Source organism: Saccharopolyspora sp. ID03-671, from assembly GCF_045278815.1.
Classification (GTDB): domain Bacteria; phylum Actinomycetota; class Actinomycetes; order Mycobacteriales; family Pseudonocardiaceae; genus Saccharopolyspora; species Saccharopolyspora ipomoeae.
Map to the genome: position 1 here is coordinate 711,937 of NZ_CP134054.1, position 19,371 is coordinate 731,307.

Consider the following 19,371-nt stretch of genomic DNA (forward strand, 5'->3'; position numbering starts at 1 on the left):
GGATCTCGTCCAATCTCTCAGCGGTCGTGGCCCGGGTCGAGCACCTGCGCTAGGTGCAGGCCGGGGCGGGTGGGGTCGAGCTGGTCCACTTGCCTGGCGCAGGAGAATCCATCGGTGAGCACCGCGGCATCGCGGTCGGTTCCGCGCAGGGCCGGGGCCAGCGCGTTCTCGGCGACCTGCATGCTGACCTCGTAGTGCTCGGCTTCGAAGCCGAAGTTGCCCGCCACGCCGCAGCATCCGGTGGCGTCGACGACCTCGCAGACCCCGGCGGCCTGGAGCGCGGTGCGCTGGGCGGCGGCGCCGAAGACCGAGTGCTCGTGGCAGTGCGTCTGCAGCACGGCCTTCTCCGGTGGCCGCGCCGGGGACGGCGTCCAGCCTCCGGCGACGCGGTCGGCGACGTGGGCGGCGAAGCTGCGCACGCGCCGGGCGACGCGGCGGGCCTGGTCGGTGTGGACGAGTTCGGGCAGGTCCTTGCGCAGCGCGGCGGCGCAGCTGGGTTCGACGACGACGATCGGCCGGTCGGTGCCGTCGTCGAGAGAGGCCGCGGCTTCGGCCAGCTTGCGCCTGGCGGTGCCGAGCTGGCCGGTGGAGATCCAGGTCAGGCCGCAGCAGGCGTCGGCCGAGCAGGTCACGGACTCGCCCGCGTCACCCAGAACCCGGGCGGCGGCACCGGCGACCTCGGGCCGGAAGCCGCGGGTGAAGGTGTCCACGAACAGCACCACCGAACCCTCGGCACCGGCGTCGGGGACCTCTCGCCGCCACTCCCCCGCACCGGCGAAGCGCGGCAGCGCGCGTCGGGTGGTGAGCCCGCCCGCTGCCGAAATCGCCTTGCCCAGGCGGCTTCCGAGCACGGCGTTGACGGCGCCGGGCAGTCGGCCGGTGAGCTTGAGCCAGCGCGGCAGCCAGCCCAGCGTGTAGTGCGAGCGCGGGCGGAGGCGTCGGCGGTAGTAGTGGTCGTAGAACTCCGACTTGTAGGTGGCCATGTCGACCCCGGCCGGGCAGTCGGTGGCGCAGGCCTTGCACGACAGGCACAGGTCCAGCACCTCCCGCGCCTCCTCGGACCGCCAGCCCTGCTCGACGGTGCGGGCGCCCCGCACGACTTCCTGCAGCACGCGGGCCCGCCCGCGCGTGGAGTCCTTCTCGTCGCGGGTGGCGCGGTAGCTCGGGCACATCACGCCACCGCCGTCGGCGCGGCACCGGCCGACACCGATGCAGCCCTGCACGGCGTGCACCCACGGGTCGCGGCCGGAGGTCGGGTTCAGCTCGAAGCTGGTGCGCCACTCGCGTTCGGGTACCCCGGCGAGGGCGAGGTGGGCGTCGATCGGGTCGGGGTCGGTCATCGATCCGGGGTTGAGGATGCCGACGGTGTCCCAGATGCGGCGGGATTCGGCGAAAGCGGCCATCACCTCCGGCGAGTACATGATCGACAGCAGCTCGGACCGGGCGCGTCCGTCGCCGTGCTCACCGGACAGCGATCCGCCGTGGCGCACGACGAGTTCCGCGGCCTGGCGGGTGAACTCCCGGAACACCGACCTCCCCTGCTCGCTGCGCAGGTCGTAGGTGATGCGGATGTGCATGCACCCGGCCCCGAAGTGCCCGTACATGACCCCGGTGAGCCCGTGCGAGTCGAGCAGCTCGCGCAGGTCGGCCAGGTAGTCGGCCAGCCGCTCCGGCGCGACGGCGGCGTCCTCCCAGCCCGGCCACGACTCGCCACCCGAGGCCAGCCGCGACGACAGCCCGGCGCCGTCCTCCCGGACCCGCCACAGCGACGCCCGCTCGGCGGGGTCGGCGGCCTTGCGCCCCTGCACGAGCCGGCTGTTCTCCGCGAGCCGCTCCAGCAGCCGGTCCGCCTGGGCGCTGACCGAATCCGGGTCGTCCCCGTCGAGGTCGACGAACAGCCACGCCTCCCCGTCGGGCAGCCCGAGCACGGCGTCCGGGCCGCGCCGGTGGCGCATGGTGGCCACGATGGCGGCGTCGGTGCCCTCGACGGCGGCCGGGGAGAACTCCAGGATCGTCGTGACGTCGCGAGCCGCGTCGACGACGTCGCGGTAACCGAGGCAGACCAGCAGCGCGCTGGCCGTTTTCGGCACCAGCTTCATCCGCGCCCCCACCACCACGGCCCACGTCCCCTCGGAACCCACGACGGCGCGGGCGATGTTGAACTTCCGCTCGGGAAGCAGGTTTTCGAGGTGGTATCCGGAGACCTGGCGGGGGATGCGGCCGAGTTCGAGCCGCAACGCGCTCAGGTGCTCCTGCGCCAAGCCGGTCAGCGACGCGGTCAGCTCCTCGGCCCGCGCGGCCGAGACCGCGTCGGCGGGGTCGGTGGCGCGCAGACCCGTCTCGGTGGCGGTCAACCGCGCGCCGTCGGAGGTGACGAGGTCGATCTCGGCGACGTGATCGGAGGTGCGGCCGTAGCGCACGGAGTGGTTGCCGCACGCGTCGTTGCCGATCGCACCGCCGACGGTGGCGCGGTTCTTCGACGACGGGTCCGGCGCGAACGTCCGCCGCCCGCCGGTGGCGCGTTCCACCGCGACCGACAGGTCGGCGAGCACGACACCGGGTTCGACGTCGACCGTCCCGGTCTCCTCGTCGATGGCCCGCACCCGGTTCATGTACCGCGAGAAGTCCAGCACCAACCCGGGACCCACGGCGTTGCCCGCCATCGAGGTCCCGCCGCCCCGAGCGATGATCGGCGTCCCGGTGTCGCGGCACACCCCCACCGCGGCCACGACGTCATCGGGAGTCCGGGGAAACACCACGGCCACGGGCACGACGCGGTAGTTCGAAGCGTCGTAGGCGTACTCGGCACGCCGCCGCGTCGAAGCGTCGGCCTGCACCCCCACCTCGGCGAGCGCGCTCAGCAGCGAGGTCGAATCCACGGCGGTCTCGATCATGACCCAGGATTCTCCCTCCCCCAACGCCTCCGGCCCACCCCGACACGCGTCCGCGTGTCGGGCCCGCCCGCCACGAGAACCCGATCGCCCTCGCGGGCGAGCGAAACCGCAGGCCGTTCCGGGGTTCTCGAAGTTCGAGAAGCGTTCTGCCGAAGGACTTTCGCGGACATCTTGCGAGCTCCCGTTCGCACAGCCTAACGTTCTCCTACGTTGAGCAGTGTTGCTCATTTAATGAGAACCCAGGGAGTTCCCGATGCCCCTACGGATGTCCCACCGCAGGCCGACCCTCCGCTCACCGGGTTCCGCGTTCTGGAGCTCGGCAACTTCATCGCCGCGCCGTTCGCGAGCCGGATCTTCGCCGACTTCGGCGCGGAGGTCATCAAGATCGAACGCCCCGGCACCGGTGATGAGCTGCGCGGGTGGCGTCGCGGTCGCGGTGCCACCTCGATGATGTTCCGCACCATCGCCCGCAACAAGAAGTCCCTCACCCTCGACCTGCGCACCGCCGAGGGCCGCGACCTCGTCCTCGACCTGGTCCGCCAATCCGACGTCGTCATCGAGAACTTCCGGCCCGGAACGCTGGAGCGCTGGGGACTCGGCCCCGAGGAGCTCAACGCCGCCAACCCCGAGGTCGTGCTGGTACGCATCTCCGGGTACGGCCAGACCGGTCCATACCGGGACCGCGCCGGTTTCGGCGGGGTCGCCGAGGCCTTCGCCGGCCTCCGCCAGGTCACCGGGCACGCAGATCGACCGCCGGTGCGCCCGGCCGCACCGATCGGCGACGCCCTGGCCGGTCTCTACGGCGCGATCAGCGCGTTGATGCTGCTGCTGGCCCGCGCCACCGGCCGCACGCACGACGGCCCCCGGGTCGCGGACGTGGCGCTCTACGAAGCGGTGTTCATGGCGATGGAGTCGCTCGTGCCCGACATGGACGCCTACGGCATGGTCCGCCGGCGGACCGCGGGCAACCTCCCCGGCGTCGTGCCCAGCGGCGTCTACCCCACCTCCGACGGGCAGTCGGTGATGATCGCGGGCAACTCCAGCGGAGCGTTCACCAGGCTGATGACCGCCATCGGCCGCACCGACCTCGCCGACGACCCCTCGCTGGCCGACGGCGACGCCCGGCACGCCCGCGAGACCGAGCTCGACGCCGCGATCACCGACTGGACCACCCGCCGCACCGCACCCGAATCGGTCGACGTGCTCAGCGCCGCGGGCGTTCCGATCGGACCGGTCTACGACGCCGCCGCCATCGCCGACGACCCGCACTTCGCCGAGCGCGGCATGCTGCGCCCGCTCATGGTCTCCGTCGAGACCGATCCCGAGGAGATCCGCTTCCCCGGAGTCGTCCCGCAGGTCCCCGGCGCTCCCGGGGACGTGCGCTGGGCCGGGCCCGAGCTGGGCCAGCACACCGACGACGTCCTCCGCGAGGTGCTCGGCCTCGCCGCCTCCCAGGTCGCCGACCTGCGCGAGCGAGGTGTCCTGTGATGAGCCGGGACGTGCAGATCACCGACGTCGTGATGCGCGACGGGCTGCAGGACGAGCCCCTGGTGGTGTCGGTGCCCGACCGGCTGCGGATCGCGGACGCGCTGGTGGCCGCCGGGATCACCCGCGTCGAGGCCGCGTCGTTCGTCAACCCTGCCCGGGTGCCGCAGATGTCGGGCGCCGAGGAGCTCGTCGCCGGATTGCCGCACCCGCCCGGGGTTCGGTGGAGCGCGCTGGCGCTCAACCGGCGCGGCGTGGATCGAGCGGTGGCAGCCGGGGTGACGGAGGTGTGCCTGGTCGTCTCCGCGGCCGAGGGGCACAGCCGCGCCAACGCGGGACGCGGCGTGCGGGAGGCCCTGGCCGACCTCGCCGAGGTGGTCGAGGACAACCCGCACGTGCGCTTCACCGGCGGGGTGGCCACCGCGTTCGTCTGCCCCTTCGACGGGGAGGTCACCCCGCAGCGGCTCACCGAGGTCGCCACCGCCTACGCCGACATCGGCATCACCCGGCTCGGTCTGGCCGACACGCTCGGCACCGCCGACCCCCAGCACGTCGGGAGGTCGGTCGGGGCGGTCCGGGACGCCCTGCCGGAGGCCACGATCGGACTGCACCTGCACAACGCCCTGGGCCAGGCCCTGCGTACCGTCGATCTCGCCCTGGACCTGGGCATCACCCGCTTCGACGCCGCGGCGGGCGGTTACGGCGGGTGCCCGTTCGCGCCGGGTGCGCACGGCAACATCGCCACCGAAACCCTCGTCGAGCACCTGCACCGACGCGGGGTCGCCACCGGAATCGACGCGTCCCTGCTCGCCAAAGCGGTGACGGCCGTGGAGGACGCGCTGCACCGAGGCAGCCCGACGTCCTGAACCAGGCCGCCCCCGGGCGGCGCACCACCCCTCCTGCGAGCCGCAGGCGTTCCGTGACCCCTCCGACCGGCCAACGGCGGCCGGTTCCCTTGGGAGACAACGATGTCCACCATCCCCAGCAGCGAACCCCAGTCCAGACCGATCTCCGCTCCCACCCCGGTCCTGCTCCGCGGACCGGAGCTGGCCGGCCTTCCCCCGCTGGTCCACCTGGCCGGTGCCGCGATCCTGCTCGCCGCCGCGCTGACCGACCACCTGCCGACCTCGCTGCTGTCCGGGTTCGCCGTCACGATGCTCGTCGGCGGTCTGCTGATGTGGGTCGGCAAGCAGGTCCCGGTGCTGCGCGATTACGGCCTGCCCACCGTCCTGTGCACGTTCGTTCCCGCGATCCTGCTGTTCGCGGGCGTGTTCCCGCAGGTCGCGGCAGAGGTCGTCGCCGGGTTCGTGGAGGACAGCGGGTTCCTGGACTTCCTGGTCATCACCATCATCGCCGGCAGCGTCCTGGGCATGCCGCGAGCGCTGCTGCTCAAGGCCGGTCCGCGCTTCGCCGTCCCGCTGCTGGGTTGCCTGGCGCTGACGTTCGTGATCACCGGGGCGCTCGGCGCCCTGCTGGGATTCGGCTTCGCGCAGGGCGTTCTGCTCGTCGCGGCACCGATCATGGCCGGTGGTCTCGGCATCGGTGCCGTGCCGATGTCGGAGATGTACGCCGCGGCGACCGGCGGTACCCCGGATTCCTTCATGGGCCAGCTGATGTCGGCTGTGGTGGTCGCCAACATCCTCTGCATCGCCATCGCCGGTGTCTACAACGGACTCGGACGACGCGAGAAGCAGTTGTTCGTCGGCTTCGACGGCCGCGGCCAGCTGATGCGCATCCAGCGCCGCGACATCACCATCGACACCGCACCCACCCGCGACAGCGCCACCTACGCCGCCCTCGGACAGGGCCTGCTCATCGCCGGGCTGCTGTTCGTGTTCGGCGAGCTCATGGGCGGCCTGCTGCCGTTCCTCCACCCCTACGCCTGGACGATCATCGCCGCCGCGATCGTCAAGATCGCCGGTCTGCTGCCCCACCACCTGGAGGAGGCCAGCACCAACTGGGGCGCGATGGCCACCACCCTGTTCGTGCCCGCGCTGCTGGTCGCGGTCAGCCTCACCTACATCGACATCGGCGACGTCCTCACCGCGCTCAGCAGTCCGCTGTTCCTGGTCCTGACCGCGGCGACGGTGCTCAGCGCGACGCTGACCTCCGGCGTCCTGGGCTGGCTCGTGCGGTTCTACTTCGTCGAGGCCGCGATCACCCCGGGGCTCGTCATGGCCGACACCGGCGGCAGCGGCGACGTCGCCGTGCTCTCGGCGGCCGACCGGATGCACCTGATGCCCTTCGCGGCTCTGACCAACCGGCTCGGCGGCGCGGTCGTGCTCTTCGCGACGTCCCTGCTCGCACCCCTGCTGTCGCTGACATGACGACCAGCGGAGGACGAACCGGGGATCGGACCTACCCTGGGGCGGTGCCGACCGATCCACTCGCCGGAGCCGAACCGAGCCCGGTCATCCGCTCGACCGGCGTCGGGGTCCTGGACCGCGTCGTCGCCGTCCTCGACGCCGTCGAGCTCCGCCGCATGACCGCCTCCGAACTCGCCCGCCACCTGGGCCTGTCGGTCCCGACCGCGCACCGGCTGGTCGGATCGATGCTCGCGCACTCCCTGCTCAGCAGGGACGACGACGGCGGGCTCCGCCTCGGCGCCCGCTTCTCGATGCCGTCGCTGGAGCAGTTCGGCAAGCCCGTCCTCACCGACCTGCGGCAGAAGACCGGTGAGACCGCGCAGCTGGGTCCGCCGAGGCGAACACCGCCTGTGCCTGGCCGGCGTCGACTCCCCCGCGGAACTGCGGGCCTCGGTGCCCGTCGGCACGCTCCTGCCGCTAGCGGCAGGGGGATCGGCAGCCCGCGTCCTCACCGAACCCACCCCCGCGCAGGGCTGGGTGGAGAGCGTCTCGCGCCGAACGCCCGGCCTGTGCTCGGTCAGCGCCCCGATCCAACGACCCACCGGGGAAACCGTCGCCGCCCTCTGCCTCTCCGCGCCGGTGATCCGAGTCGACGAAACCGGCCCCGGAGCCGCCTACGGCGGCCTGATCGTCTCCGCCGCGGCCCAGCTCTCGGACTCCCTCCGCAACTCCTGACAACGCGACTCGGGCAACCGGATCTCATCCGATATCCGGTTGCGCCCGAAGCTAGTCTTCCCCTGAGATCGGCACCTCGCGGCCGGTCGGGCCGCTGAGAGCTGGGGGGCAAGTGCCGAGGCAGAATCGCCAGGTCGTCCTGCGGGCACGACCCGCGCACAACATCGACGCCGACACCTTCGACCTGCGCACGGAAGCGGTGCCCGCTCTCGCCGACGGCGAGGCCCTGGTCGGTGTCCGCTGGCTCGGCATCGACGCCACCCAGCGCACGTGGCTCAACCCGGACGCGACCTACACCGACCCGGTCGCGGTCGGCGCGGTCATGCGCGGCAGCGGCGTCGGTCAGGTTCTGGAGTCCCGAGATCCCCGGCTGCCGGAGGGGCAGTGGGTGTACGGCGACCTCGGCTGGCAGGAGTACGCGATCGCGCGTGGCGAAGGGATCTTCGGGGTCAACCCGGTGCCGCCGGGCATCGAGCCCAGGCACATGCTGTCGGTGTTCGGCACCAACGGGTTGACCGCCCACATCGGGATCACCCGCGTGCTGGGCCTCTCCGGCGGCGAGGCGGTTCTGGTCACCGGGGCGGCCGGAGGTGTCGGCTCGTTGGCCGGCCAGATCGCCCGGTTGAGGGGTGCGCGGGTCATCGGCACCGCAGGCACCGCGGAGAAGGTGCGCTGGGTGACCGACGTGGCGGGTTTCGACTGCGTGAACTACCACGACGACGTCCACGCGGCGCTGCGCACCTTCACCCCCTCGGGGTTGTCGGCGGTCTTCGACAACGTCGGAGGACCGCTGCTGGAGACAGCCCTCGACAACCTCGCCCTCGGCGCGCGCGTCGCGCTGTGCGGTTCGATCTCCTCCGGCTACACCGCCGCAGGTTACGGGCGCGGTCCCGCGAACTACATGCAGCTGGCGTTCCGCCGCGCGCGCATGGAGGGTTTCGTCTTCTTCGACCACGTCGCCGATTTCCCGTCCGCCCTCCGGGAGCTCGCCGGTTGGGTCGCCGACGGGAAGCTCGTGTGGAACGAGACCATCACGACCGGACTGCACCGCGCCCCGGACGCGCTGCAAGGTCTCTTCGACGGGATGAACCTGGGCAAGCAGCTCATCGCACTCCCCGAGGCCCCCTAGTTCACTGACCGACGAGAACCGGTCCTGGTCGCCGACGGAACACCAGTGAACGAAGCGATCGGCATCGAGCGTGTGGGTGCCTCAGCCTCCGCCGAGCCCGCGCAGCACCGTGATCGTGGGTGGGGAAGTTTTCATGAAAACTTCCCCACCCACGATCAAGCCGAGCCTCCGCCGCGGAGGTCGCGGGGTTCGGGGCCGTTGTAGTCCGGGAGGAGAGGTCGTGGGATGGGGCCCTTGATGCGGGTTCCGGAGGACTTCTCCTCCCAGGCGTGGGAGAGGACTCCGACGCTGCGGGCGAGGACGAACAGGCCGCGGCCGAGTTCCGGTGGGAACCCGAGCTCGCTGTAGACGATGGCGGTGGCGCCGTCGATGTTCATCGGGACCGGGCGGCTGCGGCCTCGGGAGAGCGCGCGTTCCAGGGCCGTGCCCGCGCGCAACGCCCAGCCCGGCACGTCCCCGTCGGCCACGGCCTGCTCGACCATGCTCACCAACGGGTCCCGGCGCGGGTCGCGCGGGTGGAACCTGTGACCGAAGCCGGGGATGCGCGCGCCCGACGCCCGGTGGTCGGCCACGACCTTCTCGGCGGCCTCGTCGAGGTCCGCGCCGGTTTCGTGCAGCTCGGCCAGCAGTTCCATGCACTGTTGCCCCGCTCCCCCGTGGACGTCGCCGAGCAGGTTGACGCCGGTGGCCACGGCGTTGTTGAGGCCGACCCCGCAGGTGGCGGACATCCGGGCCGCGGCGATGGACGGCGCTTGCGGTCCGTGGTCGACCGCCGAGACCAGCGCCGCCTCCAGCAACCGGCGCTGACCGGGTTCGGGCAGGTCACCGCGCAGCATCAGCCAGATCGTGTCCACGAAGGACACTTCGCCGATGAGCTGCTCGACGGGGTATCCGCGCAGCAGGATCTCACCCGGCCGGATGCGGCTGACGCCGGTGCGCCACCACCCGGTGACCGCGTTCTCGTACTCCTGGGTGGTGCTGAAGGCGGGGGTGCTCATACCGCTCCTTCCTCGCGCAGCGAGGTGATCTCCTCGGCGCTGTAGCCGAGTTCGGCCAGCAGTTCGTCGGTGTGCTCGCCCAGGGTCGGCGGCGGGGTCGCGGGGCCGGCCGCTTCCCCGGCCACCCGCACGGGGCTGCCGAGCACGCGCAGCCCGCGGTCCGGGTGCTCCGGGAACGGCAGGTCGTGGATGAAGTTCCGGGCGGCGACCTGCTCGTTGCCGAGCGCCTCGGGCACGGTGAGCACGCAGGCGGCCGGAACCCCGGCCTCGGCGAGCGCGGATTCCCACTCCTTCGCCGAGCGCGCCGCCAGCGCCTTCTCCAGTTCGTCGGTGAGCTCCTGGCGGTGGGCCTTGCGGTCCCCGCGCTCGGCGAAGCGCGGATCGGCGGCCAGTTCGGGGCGCTCGACCACGCGGCACAGGGCGGCGAACTGGCGCTGCTCGTTGGCGGCGATGTTGAGCAGCCCGTCCCCGGTGCTGAAGGCGCCGGACGGGGCGGCGGTGAAGTTGTCGTTGCCGACGCGCTTCGGCTCCTGCCCGGCGATCAGCTGGTTGGACACCACCCAGCCCATCGCCGTCATCGCCGACTCCAGCATCGACACGTCCAGGTGCACGCCCTCGCCGGTGCGGTCGCGCTGGACCAGCGCGGCGGCGATGGAGAACGCCGCGGCCATCCCGCCGAGCGTGTCGGCCACCGGGTACCCGGCGCGCAGCGGACCGGACTCGGCGGTGCCGGTCACGCTCATCATCCCGGACAACCCCTGGACGATCTGGTCGTAGGCGGGCCTGTCGCGCAGCGGCCCTTCCTGTCCGAAACCGGAGATCGCGCAGTAGACCAGGCGAGGATTGGCCTCCCGCAGGCGTTCCCAGCCCACGCCGAGCCGGTCCAGCACGCCCGGTCGGAAGTTCTCGACGAGCACGTCGGCCTCGGCGGCGCTGCGCAGCAGCACCTCGCGCCCGCGCTGGGACTTCAGGTTGACCGTCAGCGAGCGCTTCCCGGCGTTCTGCGCGAGGAACGACGCGCCGAGCCGCTCCTGGTTCAGCCCCGCATCGGCGCCCAGCTGGCGGGCGAGATCACCGGCGCCGGGGACCTCGACCTTGACGACGTCGGCCCCCAGGTTGCCCAGCTGGTAGGCCGCGAACGGCCCGGCCAGCACGTTGGTCAGGTCCAGGACCCGGACGCCTTCCAGCAGGTTCCCGGGTCCCGAGGGACGTGGGCTCACGAACGACCTCCGATGAAGTTCAGCTTGGACAACTGCTCCGCCGCGTGGACCAGGACGGGCAGGAACTCGCTCACCCGGTCCTGGGTGAACCGGCTGGTGGGTCCGCCGAGCCCGACCGCGGCGACGACTCGCCCCGCCGAGTCGGTGACCGGGGCGGCGACGGCGGAGACACCGTCCTCGCGCTCGCCGTGGCTGACGGCCCAGCCCCGCTCCTCGGCCCGGCGCACCCGCTCGGCGAACTCCGCCTCGAACTCGGTTCCCCGTCCGGCCGCCGCGGCCACGCCCCGCACCGCTTCCGGGGCGGCGCCGATCAGCAGCGCGTGCCCGGACGCACCGGCCCACAGCGGCATGGCCTCGCCGATGCGCACGACGTGCCGCAACTGCTGGGTGCCCTCGTGCTGGGCGACGCAGAGGCGGTTGACGCCTTGCCGGACGTAGATCCGGGACGACTCGCCGCCGGACTCGGTGGACAACCGGCGCAGGCACTCCACCGCTTCGGGCGGGAGCTGCCAGGCGTCGTGGGCCAGCTGCGCCCAGCGCAGCATGCCCGCGCCCGGCGCCAGCCGGCCGTCGCCGCGAGTCCACAGCAGACCCCGCTGCTCCAGGGTCGACACCAGCCGCACGACCGTGGACTTGGGCAGTCCCGTGGCGTCGATCAGCTCCCGCGCGGTGCGCGAGCGGTGGTTCTCGTCGAAGAGCGCCAGCAGGTCCAACGCCCGCAGCACGCTGCGAACACCGTCACCGCTCTCGCTCGAACTCTGCGGCATCTGCGTCCTCCCAGAGGTTTTCGGCCGAGCACGTCTCCCCCAACCCTACCCGGTTAGTGCCATCTGTCGGTACGTCGGTACCGACAGATGGCACTCGAATTACGCGTTCACCGGCTCGGGCTCCTCGGTCTCGCGGGTCTCCCGCGCCACGGCGACGGTGACGACCGTGATCGCGCACGTCGCCAGCAGGAAGATCACGACTCCGATGATGTTGTGGTCGAACCACAGCAGCAGCGCGCTCGCCAGCACCGGGGCCAACCCACCGGTGAGCACGGTGCCGATGTTGTTGGCGACCCCGACCGCGGTGAAGCGCACCTTGGTGCTGAACAGCTCCGCGAAGAACGCCGGCTGCGAACCCAGAACCGCCGACTGCCCGATGCCGAGGGTGATCAGCAGCGCCAGCCACACCAGCCACGCGATCTCGGTGTCGACCATGAGGAAGAACGGGTAGCAGGCGATCGCCATGACCAGCGCACCCAGGATGCTCACCGGCCGGCGGCCCCACCGGTCCGACAGCGCCCCGAACAGCGGGACCGAGACGAGCTTGACCGCCGAGACGAACATGACGCCGGTCAGCACCGGCCCGGTCGACAGCCCCGCGTCCTCGGCGTAGGCGACGGAGAACGTGCCGAACACGTAGTACCCGCAGTTCTCGGCCGCACCCGCGCAGATGACGATGAGCATCTCCTTGGGGTACTTGCGCCAGGACTCCACGAAACGGCTCTGCGCCAACCGCTCCCGCCACGGGCGCCGCGCGACCTGCCGGCCTTCGCCTTCAGCTGCCTGACGCCGCTGCTCCCGCTTGAACTCCTCGGGCTCCTCCAGCGACCGGCGCACCCAGAGCCCGAACAGCGTCAGCACCGCGCTGATCAGGAACGGAACGCGCCAGCCCCAGTCGAGGAAGGCCTGCTCGGACAGGGTGGAGGACGCCAGCGCCATCGCACCCGTGGACAGCAGCGAACCGGCGCCGGTGCCGATGGCCGGCAGGCTGGCCTGCAGCCCCCGGGAGCGGGTGGGCGCGTTCTCGAACATCAGCACCAGCGCGCCGGTCTTCTCCCCGCCCGCGGCGAAGCCCTGCACGAAGCGCAGCACGGTCAGCAGCAGCGGTGCGGCGAACCCGATCGACCCGTAGGTCGGCAGCAGACCGATCCCGGTGGTCGCGACGCCCATCAGCAGCAGCGTGATCACCAGGACGTGCTTGCGCCCCTTGCGGTCTCCCAGCTCGCCGAAGTAGGCGCCGCCGAGCGGTCGGCCGAGGAACCCGATGGCGAACGTCCCGAAGGCGGCGATCGTGCCGACCAGCGGATCTCCACCGGGGAAGTACAACTTGTTGAACACCAGCGACGCCGCGGTCGCGTACAACGCGAAGTCGTACCACTCGACGGTCGTGCCGAGGACCCCGGCCGCGAAAACCCGCGGCTGGAACGCAGACCCGCGTCTGCTCGGTGCACCCATAGCGACTCCCTTGTCACCTGTTCGTACCGCCTGGTGGTACGACTGTGTCATTAGGCGGACGGAGAGTACGGTGCACCCCCGAGCCTGACAAGACCCGGAGACGAATCGGGGCCGACTCCGCGAAGGAGTCGGCCCCGATTCGGCGGGATGGGGTCAGGTCGTCACGGGTTCCTTCTCGGTTCCCTCTTCGAGCTGCTGGTCGGCCACCAGCGGGGGTTGGAGGTCGTTGGTGCCGAAGTCCTCCCGGAGCCATCTCGCGAGGGAGATGGCGACGAGGACGAGGACGAAGATGAGCGGGAAGGCCGTGATGATGGACAGGGTTTGCAGGGCTTCCAGGCCGCCGGTGTACATCAGGATCACCGAGACCGCGGCGAGGACGATCGCCCAGAAGACGCGGTGCCAGCGGGCCGGTTCGGCGTCCTGAGGCAGGTCCTTCGACGCCGTGGCGGCCATCGTGTAGGCCGAGGAGTCCAGGGTCGTCGCCAGGAAGACCACCATCAGCAGCAGGAACGCCACCACCGCGAAGGAGCCGAAGGGCAGGTGGGCGAGGGTGGCGATGATGCCGGCCGTGTCGCCCTGGCCCTGCACGATGTCGGCCACCGGGACGATCTTGTTGATCTCCATCCACAACGACGTGTTGCCCAGCAGCATGAACGCCAGCCAGCACCCGGCGCTGCCGGCCAGGCACATCGCGCCGATCATCCCGCGGACCGTGCGACCCTTGGAGATCTTCGCGGTGAACAGGCCGACGAACGGGGCGTAGGCGATCCACCAGCCCCAGTAGAAGATCGTCCAGGTCTCCTCGAAGCCCGACCGGCCCACCGGGTCGGTGTAGAAGCTCATCTCGACGAAGTTCTGCAGCAGGATGCCGAAGCTCTGGGTGAACGTGTCGATGAGGAACACCGTCGGGCCCACGACCAGGATGAACACGCCGAGCACGAGCGCCAGCCACACGTTGACGTCGGCGAGGCGCTTGAGGCCCTTCTGCATGCCCAGGAACACGCTCACCCCGAACAGCGCCGTCCACACCACGACGATGCCGATGTCGAGCGGCGTGCCCTTCTCCAGCGGGGTCATCGCGGCGATGCCCTCGGACACCAGCGGGACCTCCAGGCCCAGCGATGTTCCCGCGGCACCGATCAGGCCGAAGATGAACAGCACGTCGATGAGCCGGCCCAGCCAGCCGTCGGCCCGGTCACCGATGACCCCGCGGCAGGCGTCGCTGAGCCGCAGGGTGCGCTGCTTGCGCACGTGGTAGACGTAGGCCAGGGCCAGCGCCGGTAAGCAGAACAGGCCCCACGCGGTGAAACCCCAGTGGAACAGCGGGTAGGCCGCGGCCCAGTCGGCGGCCTCGGTGCTGCGGGGCTGGATGTGCATCGGCGGTTCGACGTAGTAGTAGGACCACTCGATGACGCCCCAGTAGATGATCCCGCCGCCGATGCCGGAGGTGAAGATCATGGCCAGCCAGCTGTGCGTGGCGAACTCTGGCTTGTCGTCGCGTCCGCCGAACTTCACCCGGCCGTAGCGGCTGAACGCCAGCCACCCGAGGAAGGCCGCGACCGCGGCGGCGAACCAGAGATACACCCATCCGAACTTCCCGGTGAGCACGCCGAGCAGCGCGTCGAGGGCCTGCTGACCGCGTTCCGGGGCGATCATCACCGGAACGCAGATGAGGGCCACGAGCAGCACCGAGAAACCGAAGATCCGTCTGTCGATCCGAACTTCTCCGCCTGTCGCAGGGATGACGGAAGCACCTCCACAGTGTCGGGGCCGGCTCGCACCGGCCGTGCAGCGTCTCGTCGGCGTCCGCGCCGGAAGCGGTCCGCGGCGTCGCCCGCGGACGGGCAGCGGAGCCGATTGCGTTGCGATTCTACTGATGAGTCAGTTGCGCAATGGCGTACACCTTGAAGCCGCCCTCACCGATCGTCAAGACCCAATGCGCATATTCGCAGGTAATTGGCTTTTCTTCGTTCCGCAACCAGCGGTCGCGGCGCCGACGCAGCGTTGCGATGAAACCCCGACCGTTGCGATAGTCGCAATGCGCTGTTAGCGTGTGAGTCGTGGAGGACACGGAGTCGGCGCTGCGCGACCGAGTGCGCGAGGTGCTGCGAGGGCACCCGGGCAGCCAGCGGGCGTTCGCCGAGCAGATCGGCCTGGACGCCACCAAGCTGTCCAAGTCCCTGGCCGGCACCCGGCGGTTCACCCCCGCCGAGCTCACCCGCATCGCCGAGACCGGCAACGTCACGGTCAACTGGCTGATCAACGGCAGCGACGAGGCCGAAACGGTCGCCGCCGTTCCGCAGCGCTCCGCCGTGCTCTCCCGCACCCCCGACGCGCGGGAAGCCGGACGGCACCAGCAGATCCTCGACGCCGCCTGGCACCTCATCGCCGAACGCGGGTACCACTCCGTGCGCGTCTCCGACGTCGCCCAGGAGTGCGGGGTCAGCGCGGCCACCATCCACTACCACTTCCCCGGTCGCGACGACCTGCTCACCGAAGCGCTCCGGCACTCGGTTCGCCAGGCCTTCGACCGGCAGGTCGCCGAGCTGCACAGCATCGACGACGCCCACGACCGCCTGCTGCGGCTCGTCGAGCTCCAGCTGCCCAAACCCGGGCTGCTGCGGCTGGAGTGGTCCATCTGGTTGCAGGTGTGGAACGAGAGCGCCCGCAACCCGAAGATGGGTGTGCTGCACTCGGATTCCTACACCCGCTGGCACGACACCATCGCCCGCACCATCCGCGAGGGCCAGCAGCAGGGCGTGTTCGTCGCCGACGCCGACCCCGAGGACCTCGCCCTGTCGCTGACCGCGCTCATCGACGGCCTCGGCATCCAGGTCCTCACCGACCGACCCGGCCGCTCCGTCGAGCGCATGCGCCAGGTCCTGCACGACTACGTCAACCGCGACATCGTCCAGCACTGACCCGCAATCACCCGAATTCCCGCAGTCGTCGGCACGCCCGTGTCCGGCGCGCTGCGCGCTGCCCGGAAAACCCCTGGAAAACCCGGTGGTTCGAGAAAGGAATCGCGTTGAACAACGAAGTGATCATCACCGCGGCGCTCACCGGCGCCGGTGACACGGTCGGCAAGAGCGAGCACGTGCCGGTGACCCCGGAGCAGATCGCCCGCTCGGCCGTGGAAGCCGCCAACGCCGGGGCGGCCGTCGTGCACATCCACGTGCGGAACATCGACGACGGCAAGGGTTCTCGCGACGTCGCGCTGTACCGGGAGACGGTGCGGCGGATCCGCGAGTCCGGTGTGGACGTCGTCATCAACCTCACCGCGGGCATGGGCGGCGACCTGTTCATCGACCCCGACGACCCGCTCAAGCCGGTCGACGGGACCGACCTGGTCAACGGCCTGGAGCGGCTGCCGCACGTCGAGGAGCTGCTGCCGGACATCTGCACGATGGACTGCGGTTCGCTGAACTTCGGCGAGGGCAGCCAGCTCTACATCTCCACCCCCGACATGCTGCGCGCCGGTGCCAAGCGCATCCAGGAGCTGGGCGTGAAGCCGGAGCTGGAGATCTTCGACACCGGTCAGCTGTGGTTCGCCACGAAGATGATCGAGGAAGGCCTCATCGACGCCCCGCCGCTGTTCCAGCTGTGCATGGGCATCCCCTACGGCGCACCCGTCGACCCGGGCGTGCTGCAGGCGATGGTGAACATGCTGCCGGAGGGCGCGAACTGGGCCAGCTTCGCCATCGGCCGCAACCAGATGCCCTGGGTCGCGCAGTCGGCGATCCTCGGCGGCCAGGTCCGGGTCGGGCTGGAGGACAACCTCTACCTCAGCCGCGGCGTGAAGGCCACCAACGCCCAGCTGGTGGAGCGCGCGGTGACGATCGTCGAAGCGCTGGGCGCCAACGTCGCCACGCCGGACCAGGCGCGCGAGAAGCTCGGCCTGAAGCGGAGGTCCTGACATGACCGAGTCCACGATCGCTCCGGCCGAGGTCGGCCACGTCGCCTGCATCGGCGCCGGTGTCATCGGCGGCGGCTGGGTCGCGCACTTCCTGGCGCGCGGCTACCGGGTCACCGCCTGGGACCCGGCCGACGACGCCGCCGAGAAGCTGCACCGGCTGGTCGAGCTCGCCTGGCCCGCGCTGACCGAGCTGGGTCTCGCCGAGGGCGCGTCCCGCGACAACCTGACCGTCGTCGACACCCTCGAGAACGCCGTCGCCGGAGCGGAGTTCGTGCAGGAGAGCGCTCCCGAGGACCTGGACCTCAAGCGCGACCTGCTCGCCCGGATCGACGCCGCCACCCCGGCCGGTGTGGTGATCAGCTCGTCCACCTCGGGCTTCACCATGACCGAGATGCAGGACCGCTGCCCCACCCCGCAGCGCCTGGTCGTCGGCCACCCGTTCAACCCGCCCTACCTCATCCCGCTGGTCGAGGTCGTCGGCGGCGAGAGCACCGAAGACTGGGCGGTGCGCTGGGCCTCGGAGTTCTTCGAGGTCGCGGGCAAGTCGGTGATCACGATGGACCGCGAGGTCCCCGGGTTCATCGCCAACCGGCTCCAGGAGGCGATCTGGCGCGAGGCGCTGCACATGGTCGCCAACGGCGAAGCGACGGTGGAGCAGATCGACGCCTCCATCACCGAGGGACCGGGGCTGCGCTGGCCGCTGTTCGGCCCGTGCCTGACCTTCCACCTCGCCGGTGGTGAGGGCGGCATGGCGCACATGCTCGACCACTTCGGCCCGTCGCTGAAGGCGCCGTGGACCCGCCTGGAGGCACCGGAACTGACCGGGGAGCTGCGCGACCGCATGGTCGACGGCTGCGAGGAGGCGTCCGGCGGCCGGCCCATCCCGGAGCTCGTCGCCGAGCGGGACCAGGCGGTCATCGCCGTCATGCGCGCGATGCAGCAGGTCCGGGGGACGCGATGAGCGGAGGCGAGTTCCGGCAGAAGGTCCGGCCGGAGTGGATCGACTACAACGGCCACCTCAGCGAGGCCTACTACGTGCTGGTGTTCGGCTTCGCCACCGACGCGCTCATGGAGCGCACCGGGATGGACGAGGCCTACCGCACCGGGTCCGGGTGTTCGCTCTACACCGTCGAGGCGCACGTCAAGTACCTGCGCGAGGTCGGTCCGGACGCGGAGATGCTGGTGCGGACCAGCATCGTCGAGCGCGGCGCGAAGAAGCTGCGGATCGCCCACGAGATGATCGTGGACGGCACCGTGGTCGCCACCGAGGAGATCGTCGCCCTGCACGTCGACAGCGCGCAGGGGCGTTCGGTGCCCTTCCCCGACCACATCGCCGCGCAGCTGGACGGCTGAGGGTGCGCCCGGTGTCGTTCTCGGCACCGGGCGCACCACTTCAGGCCCGCCGGGTTCCGGTGACCGCCGTGCGGGGCAGGCGCCCCGCGCGGGAGTGACCGGTGAGCTCGTCGCCGGTGACGATGACGTCGAAGTCGAGGTTCAGGCGCAGCGGCCGGGTCACCGACTGCCGCCAGGTGACGCGCTGCCCGTCGACGACGACGTCCACGAGCGGGACGGTTTCGTCCCGGGACGTGGCGGTTCCGGTGAAACCGTCCGCGGTTCCGGTGAACTCGTAGGTCGCGGCGAGCGTGCCGATCGGCGTCTTGAGCTCGACGTCCCAGGTCCCGGTGATCATGCGTGCTCCCGTTCGGCGTTCGGAGACAGCCACGGGGTTCCGCGGCGCTCGTGGGCGAAGAGCTCTTCGACGGCGTGGGCGACGTGCGAGCCGTACCGGCGTCGCAGCAGGTGCAGGCCGAGGTCCAGCCCGGAGGTCACCGAGCCGGACGAGACGAGGTCACCGTCGTCGACGACGCGGGCGTGCACGGCATGGACCCCGGTGGCGTCGAGCAGGTCCATGCCGAGCGCGTGCGTGACCGCGTGGCGGCCTTCGAGGAGTCCGGCCATGGCCAGCGCCAGCGACCCGCCGCACACGGTCGCCACGGTCACCTCCGGGTTGGCCAGCGCGCGGGCGAGCAGCGGGGCGGCCGCGCTGGTGCTGAACCTGTTGAGCAGCACGGGAATCGTGTCCACGCCGTCGTCGGGGTCGCCGTCGATCGGGCCGGAAGCGCCCGGCACGACGACGAATCCGGGCAGGTCCGGGTCGAGCGCGGCGGTGGCTTCCAGGGCCATGCCGCGGGTTCCCGACACGACTCGCCGGGGTCCTTCGGCGGAGACGAACTCGATGTGCGGGCCGTCGCCGGCCTCGTCGCCGCCAGCGGCGAGGACCTCGAACGGCGCGATCGCGTCGAGCGGGTCGAACCCGTCGAACAGCACGATCTGGTCGGACAGGGGCATCAGCGGGGGCTCCTCGGGCTCGTTCCGGCGCTCTCGCCGGGGTCGGCACCATCGTCGGGTGGGCTCGACCGCGCCCACCACCGTCTGAACGCCAACCTTCACCCGGATCTCGCCACC

17 protein-coding genes are annotated in these 19,371 nt (G+C 71.2%); 9 read left to right on the forward strand and 8 right to left on the reverse strand.

What is annotated here, in order from left to right:
• Window positions 1-17 precede the first annotated feature (17 nt).
• Window positions 18-2,894 (reverse strand): FAD-binding and (Fe-S)-binding domain-containing protein, encoded by a 2,877-nt coding sequence (locus REH65_RS03450; protein WP_406691243.1) that lies wholly within the window; start codon window positions 2,892-2,894, stop codon window positions 18-20.
• A 231-nt stretch (window positions 2,895-3,125) separates the two neighbouring features.
• Here REH65_RS03450 and REH65_RS03455 point away from each other — a divergent pair, with 231 nt between their 5' ends.
• From REH65_RS03455 to REH65_RS03475, 5 genes are all read left to right on the forward strand, one after another.
• Window positions 3,126-4,382 carry a CaiB/BaiF CoA transferase family protein gene (locus tag REH65_RS03455; RefSeq protein WP_406691244.1) on the forward strand — a complete coding sequence of 419 codons (1,257 nt, stop codon included), beginning with the start codon at window positions 3,126-3,128 and terminating at the stop codon, window positions 4,380-4,382.
• Complete coding sequence (locus REH65_RS03460; protein WP_406691245.1) at window positions 4,382-5,245, forward strand: hydroxymethylglutaryl-CoA lyase; 864 nt, start codon at window positions 4,382-4,384, stop codon at window positions 5,243-5,245. Before REH65_RS03455 ends, REH65_RS03460 begins: the two co-directional genes overlap by 1 nt.
• Window positions 5,246-5,347: 102 nt before the next feature.
• Window positions 5,348-6,706 (forward strand): 2-hydroxycarboxylate transporter family protein, encoded by a 1,359-nt coding sequence (locus REH65_RS03465; RefSeq protein WP_406691246.1) that lies wholly within the window; start codon window positions 5,348-5,350, stop codon window positions 6,704-6,706.
• 348 nt (window positions 6,707-7,054) lie between these two features.
• Window positions 7,055-7,420 (forward strand): IclR family transcriptional regulator C-terminal domain-containing protein, encoded by a 366-nt coding sequence (locus REH65_RS03470; protein WP_406691247.1) that lies wholly within the window; start codon window positions 7,055-7,057, stop codon window positions 7,418-7,420.
• A gap of 112 nt (window positions 7,421-7,532) precedes the next feature.
• Window positions 7,533-8,549, forward strand: a complete 1,017-nt coding sequence (locus REH65_RS03475; protein ID WP_406691248.1) for an NADP-dependent oxidoreductase — start codon at window positions 7,533-7,535, stop codon at window positions 8,547-8,549.
• Window positions 8,550-8,704: 155 nt separating this feature from the next.
• Here the strand turns inward: REH65_RS03475 and REH65_RS03480 are convergent, their stop codons facing one another.
• The 5 genes from REH65_RS03480 to REH65_RS03500 all read right to left on the reverse strand — a co-directional run bounded on the left by REH65_RS03480 (window position 8,705) and on the right by REH65_RS03500 (window position 14,867).
• Window positions 8,705-9,547 (reverse strand): citryl-CoA lyase, encoded by an 843-nt coding sequence (locus tag REH65_RS03480; RefSeq protein WP_406691249.1) that lies wholly within the window; start codon window positions 9,545-9,547, stop codon window positions 8,705-8,707.
• A complete protein-coding gene (locus REH65_RS03485) occupies window positions 9,544-10,767 on the reverse strand; it encodes a CaiB/BaiF CoA transferase family protein (RefSeq protein WP_406691250.1) in 1,224 nt (407 codons plus the stop codon). The genes REH65_RS03480 and REH65_RS03485 overlap by 4 nt, the downstream gene beginning before the upstream one ends.
• Window positions 10,764-11,534, reverse strand: a complete 771-nt coding sequence (locus tag REH65_RS03490) for an IclR family transcriptional regulator (RefSeq protein WP_406691251.1) — start codon at window positions 11,532-11,534, stop codon at window positions 10,764-10,766. The genes REH65_RS03485 and REH65_RS03490 overlap by 4 nt, the downstream gene beginning before the upstream one ends.
• 99 nt (window positions 11,535-11,633) lie before the next feature.
• On the reverse strand, window positions 11,634-12,989 hold the full coding sequence (locus REH65_RS03495; RefSeq protein ID WP_406691252.1) for an MFS transporter: 1,356 nt from the start codon (window positions 12,987-12,989) through the stop codon (window positions 11,634-11,636).
• Window positions 12,990-13,142: 153 nt separating this feature from the next.
• Entirely contained in the window at window positions 13,143-14,867 is a 1,725-nt protein-coding gene (locus REH65_RS03500) for a BCCT family transporter (RefSeq protein ID WP_406693072.1), read from the reverse strand.
• Between the two features lie 182 nt (window positions 14,868-15,049).
• On the opposite strand from REH65_RS03500, the gene REH65_RS03505 reads away from it, so the two are divergent.
• The 4 genes from REH65_RS03505 to REH65_RS03520 all read left to right on the forward strand — a co-directional run bounded on the left by REH65_RS03505 (window position 15,050) and on the right by REH65_RS03520 (window position 18,258).
• Complete coding sequence (locus REH65_RS03505; protein WP_406691253.1) at window positions 15,050-15,910, forward strand: TetR family transcriptional regulator C-terminal domain-containing protein; 861 nt, start codon at window positions 15,050-15,052, stop codon at window positions 15,908-15,910.
• A 107-nt stretch (window positions 15,911-16,017) separates the two neighbouring features.
• Window positions 16,018-16,905: a 3-keto-5-aminohexanoate cleavage protein gene (locus tag REH65_RS03510; RefSeq protein ID WP_281458990.1), complete on the forward strand. Its 888-nt coding sequence runs from the start codon at window positions 16,018-16,020 to the stop codon at window positions 16,903-16,905.
• A gap of 1 nt (window position 16,906) precedes the next feature.
• Complete coding sequence (locus tag REH65_RS03515) at window positions 16,907-17,866, forward strand: 3-hydroxyacyl-CoA dehydrogenase NAD-binding domain-containing protein (RefSeq protein WP_406691254.1); 960 nt, start codon at window positions 16,907-16,909, stop codon at window positions 17,864-17,866.
• Entirely contained in the window at window positions 17,863-18,258 is a 396-nt protein-coding gene (locus REH65_RS03520) for a thioesterase family protein (RefSeq protein ID WP_406691255.1), read from the forward strand. Before REH65_RS03515 ends, REH65_RS03520 begins: the two co-directional genes overlap by 4 nt.
• Window positions 18,259-18,298: 40 nt before the next feature.
• Here REH65_RS03520 and REH65_RS03525 read toward each other — a convergent pair whose 3' ends face one another.
• Complete coding sequence (locus REH65_RS03525) at window positions 18,299-18,595, reverse strand: hypothetical protein (RefSeq protein WP_406691256.1); 297 nt, start codon at window positions 18,593-18,595, stop codon at window positions 18,299-18,301.
• Window positions 18,592-19,254, reverse strand: coding sequence for a DJ-1/PfpI family protein (locus REH65_RS03530; RefSeq protein ID WP_406691257.1), 663 nt, complete (start codon window positions 19,252-19,254; stop codon window positions 18,592-18,594). The genes REH65_RS03525 and REH65_RS03530 overlap by 4 nt, the downstream gene beginning before the upstream one ends.
• Window positions 19,255-19,371 lie beyond the last annotated feature (117 nt).